This window comes from Kitasatospora sp. NPDC097605 (assembly GCF_040302725.1).
Lineage (GTDB): Bacteria > Actinomycetota > Actinomycetes > Streptomycetales > Streptomycetaceae > Kitasatospora.
Genome location: NZ_JBEOSF010000001.1, coordinates 400792 through 419048, shown reverse-complemented (window position 1 = coordinate 419048; position 18257 = coordinate 400792). Strand labels below are relative to the sequence as shown.

At 73.7% G+C, this 18257-nt stretch carries 20 protein-coding genes; all 20 read left to right on the top strand.

What is annotated here, in order from left to right:
• The first annotated feature begins 2 nt into the window (after window positions 1-2).
• The 20 genes from ABTX81_RS01910 (at window position 3) to ABTX81_RS01815 (ending at window position 18231) form a co-directional block, all read left to right on the top strand.
• On the top strand, window positions 3-437 hold the full coding sequence (locus tag ABTX81_RS01910; RefSeq protein WP_350540948.1) for a DUF6238 family protein: 435 nt from the start codon (window positions 3-5) through the stop codon (window positions 435-437).
• 29 nt (window positions 438-466) lie between these two features.
• Window positions 467-1996: a putative type IV secretion/conjugal transfer ATPase gene (locus tag ABTX81_RS01905; RefSeq protein WP_350540947.1), complete on the top strand. Its 1530-nt coding sequence runs from the start codon at window positions 467-469 to the stop codon at window positions 1994-1996.
• A gap of 72 nt (window positions 1997-2068) precedes the next feature.
• Window positions 2069-2503, top strand: a complete 435-nt coding sequence (locus ABTX81_RS01900; RefSeq protein ID WP_350540945.1) for a hypothetical protein — start codon at window positions 2069-2071, stop codon at window positions 2501-2503.
• Between the two features lie 256 nt (window positions 2504-2759).
• Window positions 2760-3236 carry a hypothetical protein gene (locus ABTX81_RS01895; protein ID WP_350540944.1) on the top strand — a complete coding sequence of 159 codons (477 nt, stop codon included), beginning with the start codon at window positions 2760-2762 and terminating at the stop codon, window positions 3234-3236.
• A gap of 474 nt (window positions 3237-3710) precedes the next feature.
• On the top strand, window positions 3711-4631 hold the full coding sequence (locus ABTX81_RS01890) for a hypothetical protein (RefSeq protein WP_350540943.1): 921 nt from the start codon (window positions 3711-3713) through the stop codon (window positions 4629-4631).
• Window positions 4632-4734: 103 nt separating this feature from the next.
• A complete protein-coding gene (locus ABTX81_RS01885) occupies window positions 4735-5823 on the top strand; it encodes a hypothetical protein (RefSeq protein ID WP_350540942.1) in 1089 nt (362 codons plus the stop codon).
• A 39-nt stretch (window positions 5824-5862) separates the two neighbouring features.
• Window positions 5863-6204 carry a hypothetical protein gene (locus ABTX81_RS01880; protein ID WP_350540941.1) on the top strand — a complete coding sequence of 114 codons (342 nt, stop codon included), beginning with the start codon at window positions 5863-5865 and terminating at the stop codon, window positions 6202-6204.
• A gap of 26 nt (window positions 6205-6230) precedes the next feature.
• Window positions 6231-6728, top strand: a complete 498-nt coding sequence (locus ABTX81_RS01875) for a hypothetical protein (protein WP_350540940.1) — start codon at window positions 6231-6233, stop codon at window positions 6726-6728.
• A 21-nt stretch (window positions 6729-6749) separates the two neighbouring features.
• Window positions 6750-7229 carry a hypothetical protein gene (locus tag ABTX81_RS01870; RefSeq protein WP_350540939.1) on the top strand — a complete coding sequence of 160 codons (480 nt, stop codon included), beginning with the start codon at window positions 6750-6752 and terminating at the stop codon, window positions 7227-7229.
• Window positions 7226-8737 carry a serine/threonine-protein kinase gene (locus ABTX81_RS01865; protein ID WP_350540938.1) on the top strand — a complete coding sequence of 504 codons (1512 nt, stop codon included), beginning with the start codon at window positions 7226-7228 and terminating at the stop codon, window positions 8735-8737. The genes ABTX81_RS01870 and ABTX81_RS01865 overlap by 4 nt, the downstream gene beginning before the upstream one ends.
• A 166-nt stretch (window positions 8738-8903) precedes the next feature.
• Window positions 8904-9167: a hypothetical protein gene (locus tag ABTX81_RS01860; protein ID WP_350540937.1), complete on the top strand. Its 264-nt coding sequence runs from the start codon at window positions 8904-8906 to the stop codon at window positions 9165-9167.
• 186 nt (window positions 9168-9353) lie between these two features.
• The gene (locus ABTX81_RS01855; RefSeq protein ID WP_350540936.1) at window positions 9354-9803 is read left to right on the top strand and encodes a hypothetical protein; all 450 of its coding nucleotides are present in this window, start codon (window positions 9354-9356) and stop codon (window positions 9801-9803) included.
• A gap of 209 nt (window positions 9804-10012) precedes the next feature.
• Complete coding sequence (locus ABTX81_RS01850; protein ID WP_350540935.1) at window positions 10013-11722, top strand: type IV secretory system conjugative DNA transfer family protein; 1710 nt, start codon at window positions 10013-10015, stop codon at window positions 11720-11722.
• A gap of 68 nt (window positions 11723-11790) precedes the next feature.
• Window positions 11791-12624: an adenine nucleotide alpha hydrolase family protein gene (locus tag ABTX81_RS01845; protein WP_350540993.1), complete on the top strand. Its 834-nt coding sequence runs from the start codon at window positions 11791-11793 to the stop codon at window positions 12622-12624.
• Between the two features lie 55 nt (window positions 12625-12679).
• Window positions 12680-14137, top strand: a complete 1458-nt coding sequence (locus ABTX81_RS01840; protein ID WP_350540934.1) for a DNA cytosine methyltransferase — start codon at window positions 12680-12682, stop codon at window positions 14135-14137.
• A gap of 103 nt (window positions 14138-14240) precedes the next feature.
• Window positions 14241-15383: a DnaB-like helicase N-terminal domain-containing protein gene (locus ABTX81_RS01835; protein ID WP_350540933.1), complete on the top strand. Its 1143-nt coding sequence runs from the start codon at window positions 14241-14243 to the stop codon at window positions 15381-15383.
• 255 nt (window positions 15384-15638) lie between these two features.
• On the top strand, window positions 15639-16034 hold the full coding sequence (locus tag ABTX81_RS01830) for a hypothetical protein (RefSeq protein ID WP_350540932.1): 396 nt from the start codon (window positions 15639-15641) through the stop codon (window positions 16032-16034).
• A complete protein-coding gene (locus ABTX81_RS01825; RefSeq protein WP_350540931.1) occupies window positions 16016-16336 on the top strand; it encodes a hypothetical protein in 321 nt (106 codons plus the stop codon). The genes ABTX81_RS01830 and ABTX81_RS01825 overlap by 19 nt, the downstream gene beginning before the upstream one ends.
• A 681-nt stretch (window positions 16337-17017) precedes the next feature.
• The gene (locus ABTX81_RS01820) at window positions 17018-17548 is read left to right on the top strand and encodes a hypothetical protein (RefSeq protein ID WP_350540929.1); all 531 of its coding nucleotides are present in this window, start codon (window positions 17018-17020) and stop codon (window positions 17546-17548) included.
• Window positions 17545-18231, top strand: a complete 687-nt coding sequence (locus ABTX81_RS01815; RefSeq protein ID WP_350540928.1) for a hypothetical protein — start codon at window positions 17545-17547, stop codon at window positions 18229-18231. Before ABTX81_RS01820 ends, ABTX81_RS01815 begins: the two co-directional genes overlap by 4 nt.
• Window positions 18232-18257: the final 26 nt, after the last annotated feature.

The following is an 18257-nucleotide window of genomic DNA, read 5'->3' as shown; positions in this document are numbered from 1 at the left end:
CCATGCACCACGACGAGCCGAACCTGATCCAGTTCGCCACCGCCTCCCTCGCCTGCCACCGCGACACCGAGCCGCCCGGCGGCCAGCCGCTGACCCGCGAGGAACTCGACGCCCTCCACGAGCACGTCGTCGCGCTCCACCAGCTGGTCGACCAGGCCACGGTCCGCATCCGCGCCCAGGCCCCCGCCGAGGGGGACCACCTCCACAACGCCCGCATCCGGCTGTGGCAGGGCGTCGAGCACCTGCACGCCGCCTACCACGCGGCCCCGCGCGCCGACGGCCGGATGCCCACCCGCGAGGCCTGCGCGCTCCGCCTGCCGGAGGGCGCACCGGAGCTGACCGTCTGCCAGCGCCACCTCAGGGCATCGACGCGGGTCCGGCAGTTCACCACGCCCACCGATCTGCACACCTCCGCCACCGGCATGATCCGCCGCTGACCGGCCGGGCCAGAAGAAACGGTCCCCTCTTGCGACTACGCACCACCACCAGCGCCAGCGCGCTGTTCACCCCCGCCCGCCGCGACCGCGACGAGCGGCGCCGGGCCCGCCGCGACCTCCAAGCCGCCCAGCGCGAGGCCCGCCTCGCCGACCGGCCGCACCGCCGCGCCGACACCGCCGTCGACGAACTCGACGCCCGGCCCCTCTACCCCGCCGCCGGCCGCCCCGGCCCGGCCTCCGCCCGCGGCGGCAAGCTCAAGCTGCCGGCACACCGGATGACCACCGCCATCGCCAGCGGCGCCTTCCCCTTCCTCGCCGAAGGCGGCCTCGGCGCGGGCGGCGTCTACATCGGCCGCGACGTCCACGCCGAAGCCGGGTTCTCGTTCGACCCGTTCAGCCTGTACGGGAAAGTCGAAGGTTACACAAACCCGAATGTGCTGCTCGCCGGCGTGATCGGCATGGGCAAGAGCGCCCTGGCCAAGAGCCTTGCGCTGCGGAGCATCGCGCACGGCTACAAGGTCTACATCCCCTGTGATCCCAAGGGCGAGTGGAGCGCCGTCGCCGAGGCGCTCGGCGGGCGGACCATCGCCCTCGGCCCGGGGATGAGCGGGCGGCTGAACCCCCTGGACGCCCCCGCCGCCCCGCCGGGGGCGGACCCGGCCGACTGGGTGGCCGAGGTCCGCAAGCGCAGGCTTCTGCTGCTCGGCGCGCTCGCCCGCACGGTGCTGCACCGCGACCTGGTCCCGATGGAGCACACCGCCCTCGACATCGCGCTCGACGAGGTCGTCACCGACTCCGAGCGCGACGGTCGGGTGCCGCTGCTCGGCGACATCGCCGCCATGCTCGGCAACACCCGCCGCCTGGACGACGCCCTCGGCGATCCCGTCCGACGGCTCGGCGCCGCCGCCGTGGATCTCGCCCACGCGCTGCGACGCCTGGTCCAGGGCGACCTCGCCGGGATGTTCGACGCGCCGAGCACCGTGGAGTTCGACGTCCGGGCACCGATGCTGAGCATCGACCTCTCCCAGCTCGGGTCCTCCGGCGACGACACCGGCCTGATCCTGGCGATGACCTGCGCCTCCGCCTGGATGGAGGCGGCCCTGTCGGACCCCGGCGGCGGGCGGCGCTGGGTGGTGTACGACGAGGCGTGGCGGCTCATGCGCCACCTGCCGCTGCTCGAACGCATGCAGCAGCAGTGGAAGCTGTCGCGCGGCCTCGGCATCGCCAACCTCCTGGTGATCCACCGTCTGTCCGACCTCCTGTCGGCCGGCGACGCGGGCTCGCGCGGCCGGGTCCTGGCCGAGGGCCTGCTGACCGACTGCGCGACCCGGATCATCTACCGGCAGGAGCCGGACCAGCTCGCCGCGACCGCGAGCCTGCTGGGGCTGACCGGAGTCGAGACGCAGGCCATCGCCGCGCTCACCCGCGGACGGGGCCTCTACAAGATCGCCGGCCGGTCCTTCGTGGTGCAGCACCTCCTCCACCCCGCCGAGCGGGGTCTATACGACACCGACAGCCGCATGACAGCGGCTCCGGGCGAAACCCCGCAGACCGCGTAGCCCCGCACAACCGCAACCCACCCTGCACCCGGGCGTTCTCGCACCGTACGGAAGTAGACCATGGCCTCTGCCATGACCAGTCCCGCCCAGCCCCGTGACACCGGGTTCTGGCTGACCGACCGCGACCTTCGCGCCCGGCTGCACCAGGCCGTTGAGGGCCTCGTGACCACCACCGCCTATGCCGTCGAGGACGACGTCAACATCATCGACGCGCTCAAGTCCTTCGCCGTGTCCGAATGCCAGGAGGCAGGGGTCGACGCCGCCTTCGCCGTGCTCGTCCAGGCCCACGCGGCCCACGTCATCGCCAACTGGACGATTGACCGCAACTGCGTCGGCCCCCTCGACCTGGGACTGCTCTTCTCGCTCGACGACTTCCACGACCTCCCCGAAAAGATCCAGAGCGCGCTGCTGCACGAGTACACCGCCGACACCTCGCAGTGGGAGGACTTCCACCACGGCAACGACTCCAACCTCTACCTGTCCAGGTACGAGGCCCTCGACGGCTGATGCCCGCCGCGCGCCGCATCCCTGTTCCCGACGACACGGGGCGGCCTGCGCGCCGCCCGCACCCAGATCCTGTGCCCGCGCCCCCGTACGAACGGAGGACACCTCGCCCACCATCACCTTCGCGGTCGACCCCGCTCTCGACACGATCACCGCGCTGGCCGTAGACCGCCGCAGCGGCCAGCGGCTGGAACAAGCCGGACTCGTCCGCCACGACGCGACCGGTCTGCACCGGATTCCCCGCAGCACCGCCGGGTCGGTGGCCCCGCGACTCGTCAGCGACGCCACCCGCCTGCTCAACACGGCCGGCTACGACGTACTGCGCCTGTACTCCGAGACGGAGCAGCGGCAGTCCGTCACGGAGCCTGCGACGGAGGAGTCGGCCAAGACCCGTGCGCCCGGGACGATCCGGGCCCATCACCTGGTCTCGGACCTGATCGCGGGCCGCCTCGTGGTCCACGCCAGGCTCCGCAGGGCGGACGGCCCCACCCAGCTGCTGGGCAGCTTCCCGGCGGACGGTGCGGCGGCGGTCCTGGCCACCGACGGCACCGGCTTCTTCGGCATCACGGAGTATCCGGACCTGGACGCGGCAGTGGCCGCCTGGGGCCATCCGCTGACCGCCTCGCCCTCGCAGCCGGAACCGCGCCGGGCCGCGGTGTCCGCCTCGCGCTCCAGCCGGTACGTCGAGAACACCAACAGCGTTCCTCCCACATCGTGGGGCACTACGACTGGCTGACCTCCGAGGCCCCGTTCCCCAACGCCGGGGCCGTGGCGCAGGCAGCCAGGGCGGAGGCCGTCCGGCGGCTCAATCGGGTGCCGTCGCCCGATTCGCTGGCGATCACCGAGCAGATCGCATCCGGAGAGCTGCTGGTGGAGGCGCGGCGCACGTTCGACGCCACCGAGTGGATGATCGCCTCCGAACGCGGCCGACCGGGCCACTACCTGGAGCTGCTCCACCGGCTGCCGCAGGGTGCGGTGTTCGTCACCGGCGACGTGCCCGAGACGTTCGCCGGACAGACTCGTCGCACCTTCCGGCAGTTCCTCCTGCGCGAGACCCGCCCGCCGTCCACCGCCCGGGTCCGCGCCGCCACCACGGCCTCCCGGCACCCCGGCACGGCCGTCGGCACCCGACGCGGCTCGGCTCCCGTCGCCCGCTCCGGCACGACAGCGCTGACCCCCCTGCCGCTCCCCCACTTCGACAGCGAGGATCATGTCCGACATCTCCTTCGGGCCGGGTCCGGACGGTGCCATCACCGCCCGGCTCGGCCCCCACGCCCCCGACAGCGCACACAGGCTCCTGCGGCAGAACGGCGCGAGCCCCGACCCCAGCGCCGTCGCCCGCGCCGCGCAGGCCGCCTGGCTCCACCAAGCGGACTCCCCCGGTGCAGCGGCCCCGTCGCCGTCACGGACGATGCCACTGGCCGGGGTGGATGTGGTCTTCGCCCGCCACCCGGAGGACGGGATCGTCGCTGCGACCGCGACGGACTCCACCGAGGGCCTGGTGCCCGAGGTGCTGCGAACCTTCGGCTGGCGCTACGACGGCGCCGCCCCCGACCGCGACATCTACCTGCCGCCCGAGACCGCGAGCGAGCATCAGGCCCTGGCCGCGGCTGCCCGCGCCAGCCTGGTGCTGCAGGGACTGGGCCTACAGGTCGCCACGGTCGGTCTCGCGAGTTCGCCGGCCAGTGCCGAGCGGCTCGCCGAGGCGACCGAGGACCTCGCCGTCGAAACGATCAACGTGCTCAGCCTCGCCGACAGCAGGGACGTCGCCGACGTCCTCGACACCGCCCTCGATCCGCGGGTCGGAGCGCTACCGAACCTGCTGGAGCTGCTCGACTCCACCCAGGCCTTCGTCTCCCGGATCGCCCCGGACCGAGGTGAGGTCCTCGGCGCCCAGGTTGGTATCGCCCGGCACCAGACGGCCGCCCTCGCCGAAAGCCTGCGCACCGTCCAGGCCGCGCTGGCCGACGCCGGCGTCGTCATCGACGTGCCGGTCACGGCCGTGCGAGGTGCCCGCGCGACTGCGGCGAGCGCCGTCACCGCTCGCGGGCTCCCGGCCGGGCCGATCATCCAGGCCGCACCCGCAGCCCGGGCGCTGGCCACCGCCCCCTCCGCCGCCGCCACGCTCTAGGAGAACCCGCATCAGCGACAGCCCCGCCATCCGCATCACCCGCCATCCCCAGCACGGCATCACCGCCTCCGGCCTGGAGCACGCCACCTACCAGCAGCGCCGGATGCTGGCTGACTACGGCTTCACCCCGGTCACCGGCACCACCGACCTGGCGTTCACCGGCCGCACCGACAACCTCTTCCTCCATGCCCGGCAGACCGTGGCCGCCCTGCGCGCCACCGGCGCCGAGGTTCGCCCGGCCCCCGAGTTCGACTACGCCGAGCATCCCGGCCACCCCTCTCCCGCCGCTGCCGCCGCCGGACAGGGCACGACGATCATCACCCCCGGCCGCATCACCCCCCAGCCGCCACAGACCGCTGCCCAACGGCAGCCGGACGTGGCCGTCGGGCACCACCCCGACCACGGCATCACCGCCACCAACCACTCGGGAAGCCCGGACGCGGCGAAGCTCCTGGCGCAGGCCGGCTTCTACCGGGTCCCGGACCATCCGACCCTGTTCTCCCTGACCAGACCGAAGGCGGGCGGGGTCGACCGGGCCACGGACACGGTCGCCCGCCTGCGCGCGGCAGGACTGACCGTCGTCTCGGATGCCGCGTTCGACCCCGACCACGCTCCCAGCGACCCCGGCGAGACGTTCCGCACTCACCTCGTCAAGATCGCCGACGCCGCCCAGGCACCGGACGCCGCGCCCGACCCTTTTGCCACCCGCATCTTCCCGGCGCCCAGGCAGGACTCGGGCCCCGCCGGACCGGCGGCCGACCCCGCCCCGTTCGCCACCCACGTCTTCCCGGCTCCCGAACGAGGCCAGGCGGACAGCCGGATGGGCGCGCTGCTGAGCAACCGGCAGGACACGCTCACCGCGATCCAGGACATCCTCACCGGGCTCGCGCAGCAACTTCGCGACGACCCGCAGGCCCTGGACCCCGCGCAGGTGTCCGCCGTCCTGGACGACGCGCAGACCACGCTCGGCGGTGTCCGCCGCGACCTCGCCACGATCTCGGCCGCCGCCCCGGCCCGGACGGCCCGTCCCTCCCAGGCCACCCGGCCGGCCGTCACCCCCGGACTCGGAGCCCGCGCGCAGGCGGCCACCGCCACCAGCCTGCGGCTGGGCCGCGTCACCGCCGCACAGCCCGTCGAAGCCGCCGCACAGCCGGTCGACCCACGCCGGGCCTACAGCATCCACGCCCGCTGACCAGCACCCCTTCCGCTCACCGACGTCAAGGAGCCCACCGTGCCCACGACCCCCGGGAGCAACGACATCGTCGGCAGCAACGACGGCGAGCCCGACGTCGCCATCGACCCGCACCCGAAGCTGGGCATGGTCGCCGCCGTCACCTCCGGCCTGCCGACCGGCCCCGCCCCGCTGCTCACCCGAACCAGCTGGAAGCACATGCCGGCCCTCGACCTCTACCAGGCTCCGGTCACCGACCGCCCCGAGGACGACAACCTCGCCGCCGCCGCTCGGGCGACCGCCCGCCTCCAGCGCGGCCGGTACACCGCCGCCGTCCAACCGGACCTCGCCGCCGCCCTGGCCCGAAGCTCCGCGACGGCCGCACACCCGCAGCACCCCTGATCCATCCAACCGCCAAGGAGAACGACATGGCCGTCAAGACCAAGTGGGTGGTCACCCACTCCTGCGGACACGAGCACGAACACGATCTCGGCGCCAGACCCGCCGACCGGCGAGCCGGGTACGCCCGCTGGCTCGCCGGACGCGACTGCACCGACTGCTGGCGCGCCCAGCGCGACGGCGACCGCAGCGCGGAGCGCACGGCCTGGATCGCCGTCCGCCGCGCCGAGGAGCAGCAGGCCGCCACTGACTGGGCCGAGCGGTACGGAATGCCGCCGTTGTCCGGCCCGGCGACGATCCTCGCGTGGGGCGAGCGCTGCCGCCACCACCTGGTGACCGGCGCCTACCAGAGCCTGGTCACCGAGGGCGAGTTCACCGAGGACCGGTGGCGCGAGGTCGAGGACGTGGCCCGCACGATCGACCGTGCCGGCTGGTGGGTGGACCAGCGCGAAGCCTCCCCCGGTGACCTGCCGGAGCTGCTTGCCGCCGCCACCGACGCCGACCGCGTCGTCGAGAACCCGTTCTAACCCAGGGAGAAGACACCCGACTTGAGCCTGATCACCACGCTCTCCGAGAGCCGGCCCGACGACGGGCAGAGCGCCCGCGTCGCCGCCTGGGCGGTGCGCCGCCTGGGTGACTCCCTCGCCGACAGCACGCTGCCCTCGGACATCGCCCGCCCGATCGAACTGCTCGAACCCCTGCTCCACGAAGTCGAGGAGGCCCTGCGGCGCGCGGCCGAGGCCACCGGTGGCGCGAGCCCCGCACCCTCCGCACGCGCCGCCGCCGAGCACCTCGGGCAGGCCGGCGCCACCACCGTCCTGCTGCGCCCGCACCTGGAGCAGATCACCACCCGGCTGCGGGGCTACGGCCTCGACTTCCCCGCCGATGCCGCCGACCTCTCACCCCGGGCCGCCGCCGCCCAGCGCACCGCACCGCAGAGCGTGCACGCCCTACGCTCCGCACAACCGCCGGCCCCGGTGCCTGCCGTGCCGGTCACCGGCGCGGCAGGCCGCACCGTACGGCGGTGACCGGACCGATCCGCATCCGGCCGGGCCGCTTCGGCTCCGCGTCCGTCAGCGGCGCCGACTCCACCGCCGAGGCGATGCTGAGCAGGCTCGGCTTCGCCCCGCCGCGCGACGCCGACGGGCCGCTCGCCCTGAGCATGTCCGACGGCCCGCTCGTCTTCCGCGCCGTCCTCGCAGAGGCCACCCGCCGACTCGAAGGCGCCGGGTACGAGGTCGAGGTCGATCCGCAGCTGCGGCTCTCCGCCACCGGCGAGGAGGCGCTGGAAGTCCTCGCCGACCTGCGCGACAAGCTCGACGAACTCGCCGACGTTCTCGGCCGGATCGGCGACCTCAGCGAACTCGCTGACGTGGCGGCCCAGATGGTCGCCGGAGCGCACAACGTGGCCGACGGCACCCGCGAGCTGCTCCGCAGCGCGGCCGGCTACGCGCGTGACGCCTCTGGCCCGCCGCGCGAACGCGAGGAGATCGCGCGCTGGCTCGACGCCGGCGCGGAATCCGTTGCCGTGTTCCAGCACAACGCCTCCAACGTCCCCCGGCCGCCGCGGGCCCGACACCTCGCCGGCCGGCCGGGCGCTGGCCGCCCGCTCCCGGTCCCCGGCCGCCCGCTCAGCCACGACCGCCCCGGCCAGCGCCGCCCCCGTCCTGCCTCACAGCTCCTACTCCCGGAGAACCCGAGCTTGACCCACCCCACCCACTTGTCCCTTGCCCAGCGGCTCCGCGGCCTCGCCGACCAGCTCGACACCGACAACGGCCAGCCGAGCCAGAACCTGCTCCGGGCCCTCGTCGCTCCCCAGGGCCTGCTCCACCTCACCCACGAGACAGCCGCCGCCGTCCGGATCGACCTCGATGCCTGGGAGCAGGCTCTCAGCCCCGACGCGGCCAGCACGCACCTGCACGAACTCAGAAGCCGGAGCGCCAAGGTCGAGGACACCGTGCTCGCCTCCCTGGAGGAGGCCGCACTCCACCTGCCGGCTGCGAGCAGGCTGATGGCCGACCACGCCGGCCCCACCGAGGCCGCGGCAGCAGCCCTGGCCGTCGAGCAGAGCCTGTGGGACGGTCCCGAGGTCCGTGGCAACGAACGTGTCTACTACTGGCACGTCGAAGGCTCGGACGACGTGCCCCTGCCGGGCCTCGCACCGACCAGGCGCGGCTACGCCGACCCCTACGGCACTGCGCTGTTCACCCGCCAGGTCGCCAAACAGGTCGTCGCCAACATGCTCGCGACCGACGTCGGCTTCGAAGCCGCCTTCCAGCCGGACGGGTCGCTGCTCTACACCTGGCCCAAGGAGTACGACGGCGACGGTGGACGCATGCACGTCGTCCCCGACGACCGGGGGCTGTACGCGATCGGCGGTCAGTGGCCCTGGTCGTACGACCGCCCTGGCAACACCGCCCTCGCCCAACGGGCCCAGGCCGCCCGGATCGTCGCCAGCATGCCCGCCCCGTCGGCCCAGACGGAGGAGGCGGTCCGGCCCAGCGCTTCGGCCACCACCCCCGGGAGGACACGGTGAGCCCCCGGCCGCAGAAGCCGACGGACCCGGACCCTCGCGCTGTCGTCCTCACCGCCGGCCTGCGTGAAGTCGCCGCTCGGATCCGCGCATCCGGCGACCCTCCAAAGTCGCCGGACTGCTCACGGAGATTACCCGGCACGGGGGCACCCTCGAGGCGCTGTCCGACGTGGTGGCCACCGCGAGCCGGTGGGCCAAGGACCGGCCCGGCGGCGGATACCTCTGGCAGCCTCTCGGCCGCGCCGCGGACGAGATCTGGGAGGCCGGCGCCGACATCGCCGACCTGCCCGAAGCCATCCGTGATCTGCCCGCCGTTCCGGCCCGCGTCCGATCCGCCGCCGCCCGCGCCTCCAGCGCCACCGCGCCCGTACCTGAACGGCAGCAGCCGCCGGCCTCCTCCACTCCTCCGCAGTCCCGCTCACGCGGACGGTGAAGAAACGACTCCCCTCTGATCCCCTCCATCACCAGGTACGCGAGCACCCGCGACCTGCTCGTCGCCGCGCAGCACCAGGCACTGCGCCAGCCGGGCGGGCCTCCGGCCAGCGTCATCGACGGCTGGCGCGACACCGGTGAACTCCCGCTGCCCGGCAGTGCCGGACTCGACGCCCTCGCCGATGAGTTGAACGCTCTTCTCCGCGCGCACCGCCCGCACCAGGGCGAGCGCCCGGGCCGCAGCCGCGACGTGTGGCACTGCACCATCCGCGACCACCCCGACGCCCCGCGCCGGACCGACGCCCAGTGGGCGGCCACCGCCCGCCGGGTCCTGGCCGCCACCGGGATCGCGCCCGCCGACGACCCGTCGGCCGGCTGCCGGTGGATCGCGCTGCGGACTGGCAGCCACGAGGTGCGGATCATCGCCCCACTGATGCGCCCCGACGCCACCGCTCCACCGCTGCATCGCGATCACTCCCTGGCACACGCCGCCTGCCAGCTCGCCGACCTCGACCTCTCAGGCGGCCGCCGCGCCATTGCCGCGCGTACCGGGCACCGGCCCGTCAGCGCCGCAGCCCAGGCGGCCACCTCCTGGTCGTGGGCGCCGGAGCACCGCCCGGCAGCACCTCGCTGCTGACCAGCGGCTTCCCCGGCTTCGGCCGCGAGCGCGTGACCGCACCGCGCCGACGCCAGCCCGTCCCCAGGCCCGCACCACGGCCGTCCCACACCCGCGCGCTCCGCCCCCTGCGCCCGGGCTTCCCGCAAGGACACCTTCTGCCCTCCCCCTCCACCCCTTCCCCCAAAGTCCCCTCCTCCAGCCCCAGCACCGATGCCGTCCTCTTCACCTTGATCGGTGCCGGCCTCGTCCTCGCCGCCTACGGCTCCCTCGCCTGGATCGGCGGCAACCTCACCAACTCCGCCTTCGGCAGCGGGCCCTGGCAGCCGTACCAGCCGGCCACCGCCGCCCTCCATCCCGGCCAGTTGTGGCCGGCACTCGCCCCGCTCCAGGTCCTGATCGGCGCCCGGCTCGTCCCCGGCCTGCTCTTCGCCGTCCTGGCCGCCGTTGGCGCGGCCCTGGTCCTCAAGCACCGACGATCCAAGAAGACCGCCGGGCTGGCCACCAGCCGCGACCTCGCGGTCCTGCTGCCCAAGGAGATCACCGCCAAGGCGAGGAGCCTGCGCCCCAGCCTCGCCGGCGCCAAGCCGGGGTCCATCAAGCCCGACGACACCGGCATCCTCCTCGGCAACCTCGGCAACGGCGGGCCCGAGGTCCGCACGTCCTGGGAGGACGTCGCCGTCGCGATCATGGCGCCGCGAAGCGGCAAGACGACCTCGCTCGCGGTCCCGTCGATTCTGGCCGCTCCCGGTCCCGTCCTGCTCACCTCGAACAAGGCGGCCGGCGACGCGTTCACGGTGACGCTCGACGCCCGGTCCGAAGCCGGGCGGGTGTGGACGATGGACCCGCAGCAGATCGCCCACACCGAGCAGGCCATGTGGTGGGATCCGCTGGCCGACGCCAAGGACCTCCCCGGCGCCCGCCGCCTCGCCCAGCACTTCGTCACCGCCTCCGTCGACGAGAACGAGCAGGGCGACTTCTGGTCCACCGCCGCCGCCAACACGTTGACGGCGCTGTTCCTCGCCGCCGGCGCGGACGGGCGCCCGATCACCGACGTTCTCGGCTGGCTCGCCCAGCCCGCCGACCGCACCCCGATCGACATCCTCAAGGAACACCAGCTCACCGCCATCGCCGCCCAGCTGCAGGGCACCGTCAGCGGCGCGGTCGAGACCCGCGACGGCATCTTCGAGACCGCCCGCCAGTACGCGGCCTGCCTGCTGGACCCGAAGATCTCCGCCTGGGTCACCCCGAGCGACACCCTGCCGGAGTTCAAGCCCGCCGACTTCGTCTGCCGGAAGGACACCCTGTACCTGCTGTCGAAGGACGGCGGTGGCAGTGCGTCCGCGCTGATCGCCGCCGCCGCGGACAGCGTGATGCGCACGGCGGTCATCCAGGCGGAGCGCGACGGCGGACGCCTCGACCCGCCACTGCTGTGCGTCCTCGACGAGGCCGCCAACGTGTGCAAGATCGGTGATCTCCCGGATTTGTACTCGCACTTGGGCTCTCGCGGGGTCATCCCGATCACGATCCTCCAGTCCTACCGGCAGGGCCAGCGGGTGTGGGGCGAGGTCGGCATGGACGCCATGTGGTCCGCCGCCACGATCAAGCTCGTCGGTTCCGGCATCGACGACGCCGACTTCGCCGACAAGCTGTCCCGGCTCGTCGGCGACCACGACGTCGAGACCGTCTCGCACTCCACGTCCGAGTCCGGGCGCTCCACCTCGGTCTCGATGCGGCAGGAGCGCATTTTGCCCGCCGACCAGATCCGCGCCCTCAAGAAGGGTTCGGCGCTGCTCTTCGCGACCGGGATCAAGCCCGCGCTGCTCCAACTGCGGCCCTGGTACAAGGAGCCCGGCGCCGACGTGATCGGCAAGTCCTCCTCCCGGCAGACCGCGGCGATCACCGAACGGGCCAAGGCCAAGGCCGGGGCCGCCGCGTGAGCACCGCCACCACGAACACCCCGACCGTGCGCACGCTTTCGCTAGGCGCCGGCGTGCAGTCGACCACTTTGCTGCTGCTGTCCGCCTTGGGTGAGCTGCCCCGACTCGACTACGCGATCTTCGCGGACACGGGCTGGGAGCCGAAGAAGGTGTACGAGCACCTTGACCGGGTCGAGCGCGAGATCGCGAAGCCCGCCGGGATACCCATCCTGCGGGTCTCGTCGGGAAACATCCGCGCCGACGCTCTGGACCCGAGCCACCGTTTCGCCAGCATGCCGCTCTACATCCTGAACAAGGACGGCTCACCGGGGATGACGCGGCGCCAGTGCACTGGCGAATACAAGATCAAGCCCATCAAGCGGCAGGTCCGGGACATCCTCGGATACCCGTATCCCGCGCGCATTCCGGCCGACGTCTACGCCGAGCAGTGGATCGGGATCTCGACCGACGAGTTCCACCGCGCGAAGGACGCCGACGTCAAGTACACGCGCAACCGTTTCCCGTTGATCGAGCTGGGTCTGAGCCGCGGTGACTGCCTGGGCCTGCTCGCCGAGCACGGGTTGGAGAGCACCCCCAAGTCGTCGTGCCTGGGGTGTCCGTTCCACGGCAACGCGCAGTGGCGGGCGATCCGCGACGGCGACCCCGCAGAGTGGACGGACGTCGTCGAGTTCGACGCGCAGATCCGCGCCGGGAACGCGCGGGCCAACGCCGATGGGCGGCCGCTGCTCGGCCAGGCGTACCTGCACCGCTCCCGGGTGCCGCTGTCCGAGGCGCCGATCGACCGGCTCACCCGCCGCGAACAGCTCTCCCTGCAGGAGCGGCTGGCCTTCGACGACCTGGAGTTCGGCCCGCAGGACGGCTGCTCCCCGTACTCCTGCCGCTCCGGCGAGCCTGTCTCGTGACCGGCACCCGGCGGGCGCGCACCGCCATCGGCTGCCGCCTGGGGAGACCATCTACATGGTCGGCCCGCTGAGCGGTGCGGGGCGGACGCGATCCGGCTACCGCCCGCTGTCCTCGCCGGGGGAGCCGATGTGGTTCGGCCCCGATCACCGGATGGGCCCCTGGTCCCGCGGCGAGCTGATCGCGCGCGCCCATCCATGGCCGGTCTCGTGGTTGTTCCCGCCCCGCCCCGGTGATCCGCCTCGGATCGTCAACCTGTTCGCGGGACCCGCCGGCTGGGAGCAGGGGCTTCGCATCCTGGACCCGCGGCCGGGCGCGTTCGACATCGTCGGCGTGGAGATCTCCCCCGACGCCGCCGCGACCGCGAGGGCCGCCGGTCACCGGCGGATCGTCTGCGACGTGCGGACCCTGGACCCCACCCACCCCGCCCTGCGCTACGTCGTCGGGCTGATCGTCAGCGCCCCCTGCCAGGTCTGGACACCGGCCGGCAAGCGCCAGGGCCGGGAGGAGCGCAACATCCGCCTCCTGGAGAAGGTGCTGTCCCGGGCCGTCGAGGGCAGCATCGGGCACTGGCACGACGACGACGAGTGCGACGAGGCCGACACCTGCACGATCTGCTGCGACCCCGCGTGGGACGGCAACGGCGGCTGGACCGGACCGCTCCTATCACGGGCCGACGTGCGCGAACCGATCGCGGAGATGAGCGATCCGAGCATCGGCCTGATCGCCGAAACCGTGATCTGGTCACTGACGCTGACCGCACGCTTCGACGCGCTGCGCTGGCTGGCGATGGAGCAGTCCAGCGCCCTTCCCCGCGCCGTGACCGACGCGCTGCGCGACGCACTCGACCTCGCGGACTGGTACAGCAGCGACGTCCGGACCCTGGACGCCGCCGACATCGGGCTCGCCTCCCACCGGCGCCGCACCTACCTCGTGGCCGGTCGCCACCAGGGGGTGAGCCTGAGCGTCGCGCAGCCCGCCGACCCGATGCCGGCCCGCACAGCCGCCCAGGCCCTCGGCTGGCGGCAGGGGATCCGCGTGAACACCCGCGGCAACCGGTCCACGCCCGGCGGTAACGAATGGTCGGCGGACGCCACCGCCACCGCCATCACCGGACGCAGCCGCAGCTGGTACTGGGCGGATGACCCGGAGCGCCGGATCACCACCGGCGAGGCCTCCCTGCTCGTGGGCATGCCCGCCGACCACCCGTGGGAGGGCTCGCCATCCTCCCAGCACGGGCAGATCGGCGGCGTCGTGGCCCCTATCGAAGCCGCCCGCGTCCTCGCCCAACTCGTCGGCCGGCCGTGGCGAGAGCCGGTCCGCGGCTTCCTGGAGAACCTTTACAGCCCGGCGTCCCAGGCCATGGCCGCCGCCACCGACGCGCGTCTGCGCGCGCGCCGCGCCGCAGCGGCCGCGTCCTCCTCCCCGGCCCTGCCCGGCTTGGACGACCTGGGCACTTTGCCGGCCCACACCCCCACCCAACCCCCACGCCGGGCCTCCGGCCCCGGCCGCTAGCCCGCCGCCCGCACCGATCCCCAGGGAAGTCCGTGGACAACAACGCCCCAGGTCCCCGCGCGGCCCGACCGAATTCGGCGTCCCGGAGGCCGGAGGTGACGCGGTGACCCCGCAGATGGAGGCCGAGCAGGCCCTGCTCGGCGCAATCCTCCTGGACCCGGCTCAGCTGGGGGCCGTCGCCTGGCTCGAACCGCAGCATTTCTACCGGCCCGCGCACACAGCCCTGTACCAGGCGCTGATCGACCAGGCCGCCGCCGGACACCCCGGCCTCGACCCGGAACCCACCGAGGCACGAGCGCGGTGGGCGACCGACGCGATGACCGCGGCGGCCGAAGCGTGCCCCGCCTTCACCGCCGGCTACGGACACACGCTGATCGCGGCGTGCCCCGTGAGCAGCCACGCCGCCGTCTACGGCCGGATGGTGCTGGAGAGCTGGATCCGCAGACAGGTTCACGAGCACGCCCACCGACTCCAGCACGCCTCGCGAACCGGTGACCTGAACGGTGTCCTGGACCTGACCGTCGCGCTGCGCCAGGCAGTCCATGAACTGACCGCCCGCTGGGGTGCCCTTGACAAGCACCCGCGACCGCTGCCCGGCCAGTGGCCGCTCGAGCTCTCCGACGCGATCCGCCGGACCACCACGGTCGACGAGACCGCGCTGCTCACCTCCGCTACCGCTTCTCCCTCCGGGCTGCACGAGATCACCCGGTGGTTGCGGCCGGGCGACTTCCTCGACCCCGGGCGCGGCGCGGTCTACCAGGCCCTGGCCGCGCTCGCCCACCGAGACGAGCCGATCGACGTGCTGACCGTGCTCTGGGAAGCACAGCGTCAGGGTGCGATCGCCGCGGGCGCGGTCACCGCCGACGGCGTGCGCGCCGCCACGCGCAACGGCTTCACCGGCGACTCGCGATACTGGGGCGAACGGGTCCTTCGAGCCTCCGTCCTGCGCCAGACCTCCGCATCAGCCGGCGTCGTACGACTGCTCTCCCGGGACACCTCACTGGCGGCCGCCCGTCTGCTCGGCTGTGTCCTGCCTGCTCTGGAGCGCGCCGAGGCCGTCCAGGAACGCTGGCGCGCCGCCACCGGCGCCCCGCTGCGGGCCGGGCCGCCGCCCACCTCCAGTAGGTCCGAACGACGCGAGGCCGCACGCACCCGCATCCCCGCCACCTTCCCGCGCGTCGCCGCTCCGCCTTCACCTGCCGAAGCAGCAGCGCTGCCCGGATCACCCATCAGGAGCAACCGCTGACCGATCCCGAACAGCCTGTGCGCACCGTCCGCCCGCCAGATGCCCGCCGCGACCGCTACAACTGGGAACTCGCCCGTGGCCAGATCTCGGCCTTCGGCGAGACCAAGAGCCTTCCGCCTGAGCCGCCGACCCCCGCTGCATGGTCAGGAAGGAGGCGCTGCGCACCCGCCTGGCTCTCGGCTGGGAACCGGAGCGGGCCATCGGCACCGACAAGCACGACCAGACGCTCCCGAGTACACGTACAACGGCAGGTCGATGACCCTGCGCGGCTGGGCTGAGCAGATCGGCACCGCCTACCACACGCTCTACCAGCGCGTCCCACGACAGGACTTGAGTATCGAGGATGCTCTCGCCCTGGGCCCCGGCTCCGCCCGGGACGACCAGCGGCTGACGGCGTTCGGCGAGACCAAGCCCGTCTACATGTGGGCGGTCGACCCGCGTGCCAGCGTCACCGCGACCACGATCTACAAGCGGATCGACGCCGGCTGGTCCGCCCGCCAGGCGATCACCGAGGAGCCCCTGCACCGGCACGGCCTCGGCGGCGGCGCTCCGTGGGCGGCGTTCGGGCGCCGGTTGGCCTGCCGGACTGGGCCAGGCTCAGTCAGATTCCCGAGCAGGCCCTGCGTCACCAGATGGACACCCACGCCATGACGCTGGAGGACGCCCTCCAGTCCATGGGCTGGCTGCCCGACTGGCACGGCCGCGGCGCCGAGGTCGTCCAGGTCAGTGCCGCGGACCTTCGCCCCGGCGACCTGGTCGTCGAGGTGGCCCTGCCCGACCAGGGTTCCGAACCACTGCTCACCGTACGCCGCGCCAGCACCAAACCGGCCTCCGGCCGCGCGGCTGCGGCCACCGCTCGCGGCACCGCGCTCCGCTCCGCTCCCGCAGCCGTCCCTCGCCCGGCCCGTCTCGCCGAACCCCCAACCGGGACCGCTCCCACCTGTTCCCGCTAGCCCCCGAAGGAGCCCAGCCCTGCCTACGAGTTCGCCCCGCCCACCGAGCCCCGAGGCCACTCGCCTACGGGCTGCCGCCGACGCCATCGACGTCGTCGCCGCCGCCCTGCCCGGCGCCTACCGGGAGAACGGCCCTCCCCCGATCCGCGAGCTGGCCCAGCACGTCGGCCACCGGCACACCCACCTCGTCGCCACCGCCGACGTGCTGGCGTCCTCACCGCTGGCCGACAGCACCCGCCGCGCCACGGCCCGCGCGCTCGCCGACGCCGGCGCCCAGGTCGGGCAGGCCATGTCCAGCATCAGCCGCGCCGTCGCCATGTCCGCCCGCCTCAACGAGGTCGCGGGTCTGGACAGCGCGCACGCCGAAGCCGTCCGCGAGCGCGCCGGACAGGGGCTGAACCTCGCGCTGTCCCGTACCCGGCTCTCGCTCACCGACGCCAGCGACACCCTGCGCCAGCAGGCTCGCGCGGGCCGCAGTTCCGCCACCCTGCCCCCGATGGTGCGTAGCCGGGCCGCCCGCACCCGCCGACGCGCCCGCCCCCGCCTCGCTCGCCGCCCCGCCGCCCGGCGCCGCCGCAGCCCCTGTCCCGACCGCAGCACACCGCCGCTAGTCTCACCCAGGAGCCTTTCATTCCCCGCAACAATCCCCAATCCATCGACTACGAGGCTGAGTTGGAGCAGGTGGCCTCGATTTTCACCTTCGTCGCGGAGAACCTCGACAGGACAGCCCGCCTGCCCGGCCGCATCAGCCTGGCCAAGGCCATCACCGAGGAGTGCGAGAACGCCAGGACCGTGATGCGGCACTGCTCCACCCGGATGGACGACCTCGCCAGCTCCACACCAGCCCGGGACCCGCAGCGGCACGAGGCGGCGCGGGTGGCCTTCCGCACCGGGCGGGCGCGAGCCGCCACCGTCCACCACCACCTCGCCCACGCCCTGGCCATCCTCGTGGACGACACACCTCTGGCGCGACGAGACGACGCCGACGGTGTCGAACGGGAGCGGCGCCTGGGCTACCAGATGCTGTGCGCGGTCACCGAGGGGCGGAACACCGCCGTCGCCGCGGCGAGCGAAATGGTGGCGCTCGGCGGCCAGCTGCCCGCCGCTGCCCCAGCGCCGGCCTCCCGTTCTCGGCGTGCCCCTGCTGTCTCCGCCACAGCGCCTGCCTCCGCCGTCGGCCAGCCCACCGCCGCGTCGGGCCAGCGCAGATGAGCGATATCCGCGAGGAGGACGTCCAGCGTCTGACCGACCTCGCCGACCGCCTGGCCGTCATCCGGCGTGGGCTTCGCCAGACCGCGAGACGGCCGCCGTCCGCGGTGCCGGCTCTGCTGGCCCGGGACATCGGCGCCCTGGCCGACTACATCGCCGCCGCGTCCCGCCTCCGGGCCGAGCTCTCGCACCGCACCGGACCGGCGCCGGCGAACTACGGCGAGGACTGGGGGCCCACGTTCGCCGCCACCCGGACCAGTCCCGTCCTGCACCAGCTCACCGAACTGCTGGACGACGCCTGCGACCTGGCCAGCCAGAGCCGGCCCCGCAGCCGGTACCGCTCGCACTTCCACTCGGCCGGTCTGGATCTGCGAGTGTCGGCCCAGTTCGCCGCCGCCGACAAGGAGATCACCCAGGTCATCGCCACGATCCGCCGCTTCCGCACCGGGCTCGGCAAGGCCCGTGCGCGCGACCTGGAGCAAGAGCAGCGGGCGGGGGCGAACCCCGACGGGCCTGCGGCCCGGGCAGTCGCCGCGCGCGCGAAGGCCAGGAGCCAGCCCACGGTGCTCACCCCGGCCCCCGGACAGGAAGCGGCCAGCGCCGCGGCGGCACGGCGGACCGGCGCGTCCCGCGTGGTCTCCAACACCCCTGCGGCGTCCCCCTCCCCGGCAACCCCGCGCCGGTGACCTTCCTCGCATCCCGCTGACGATCG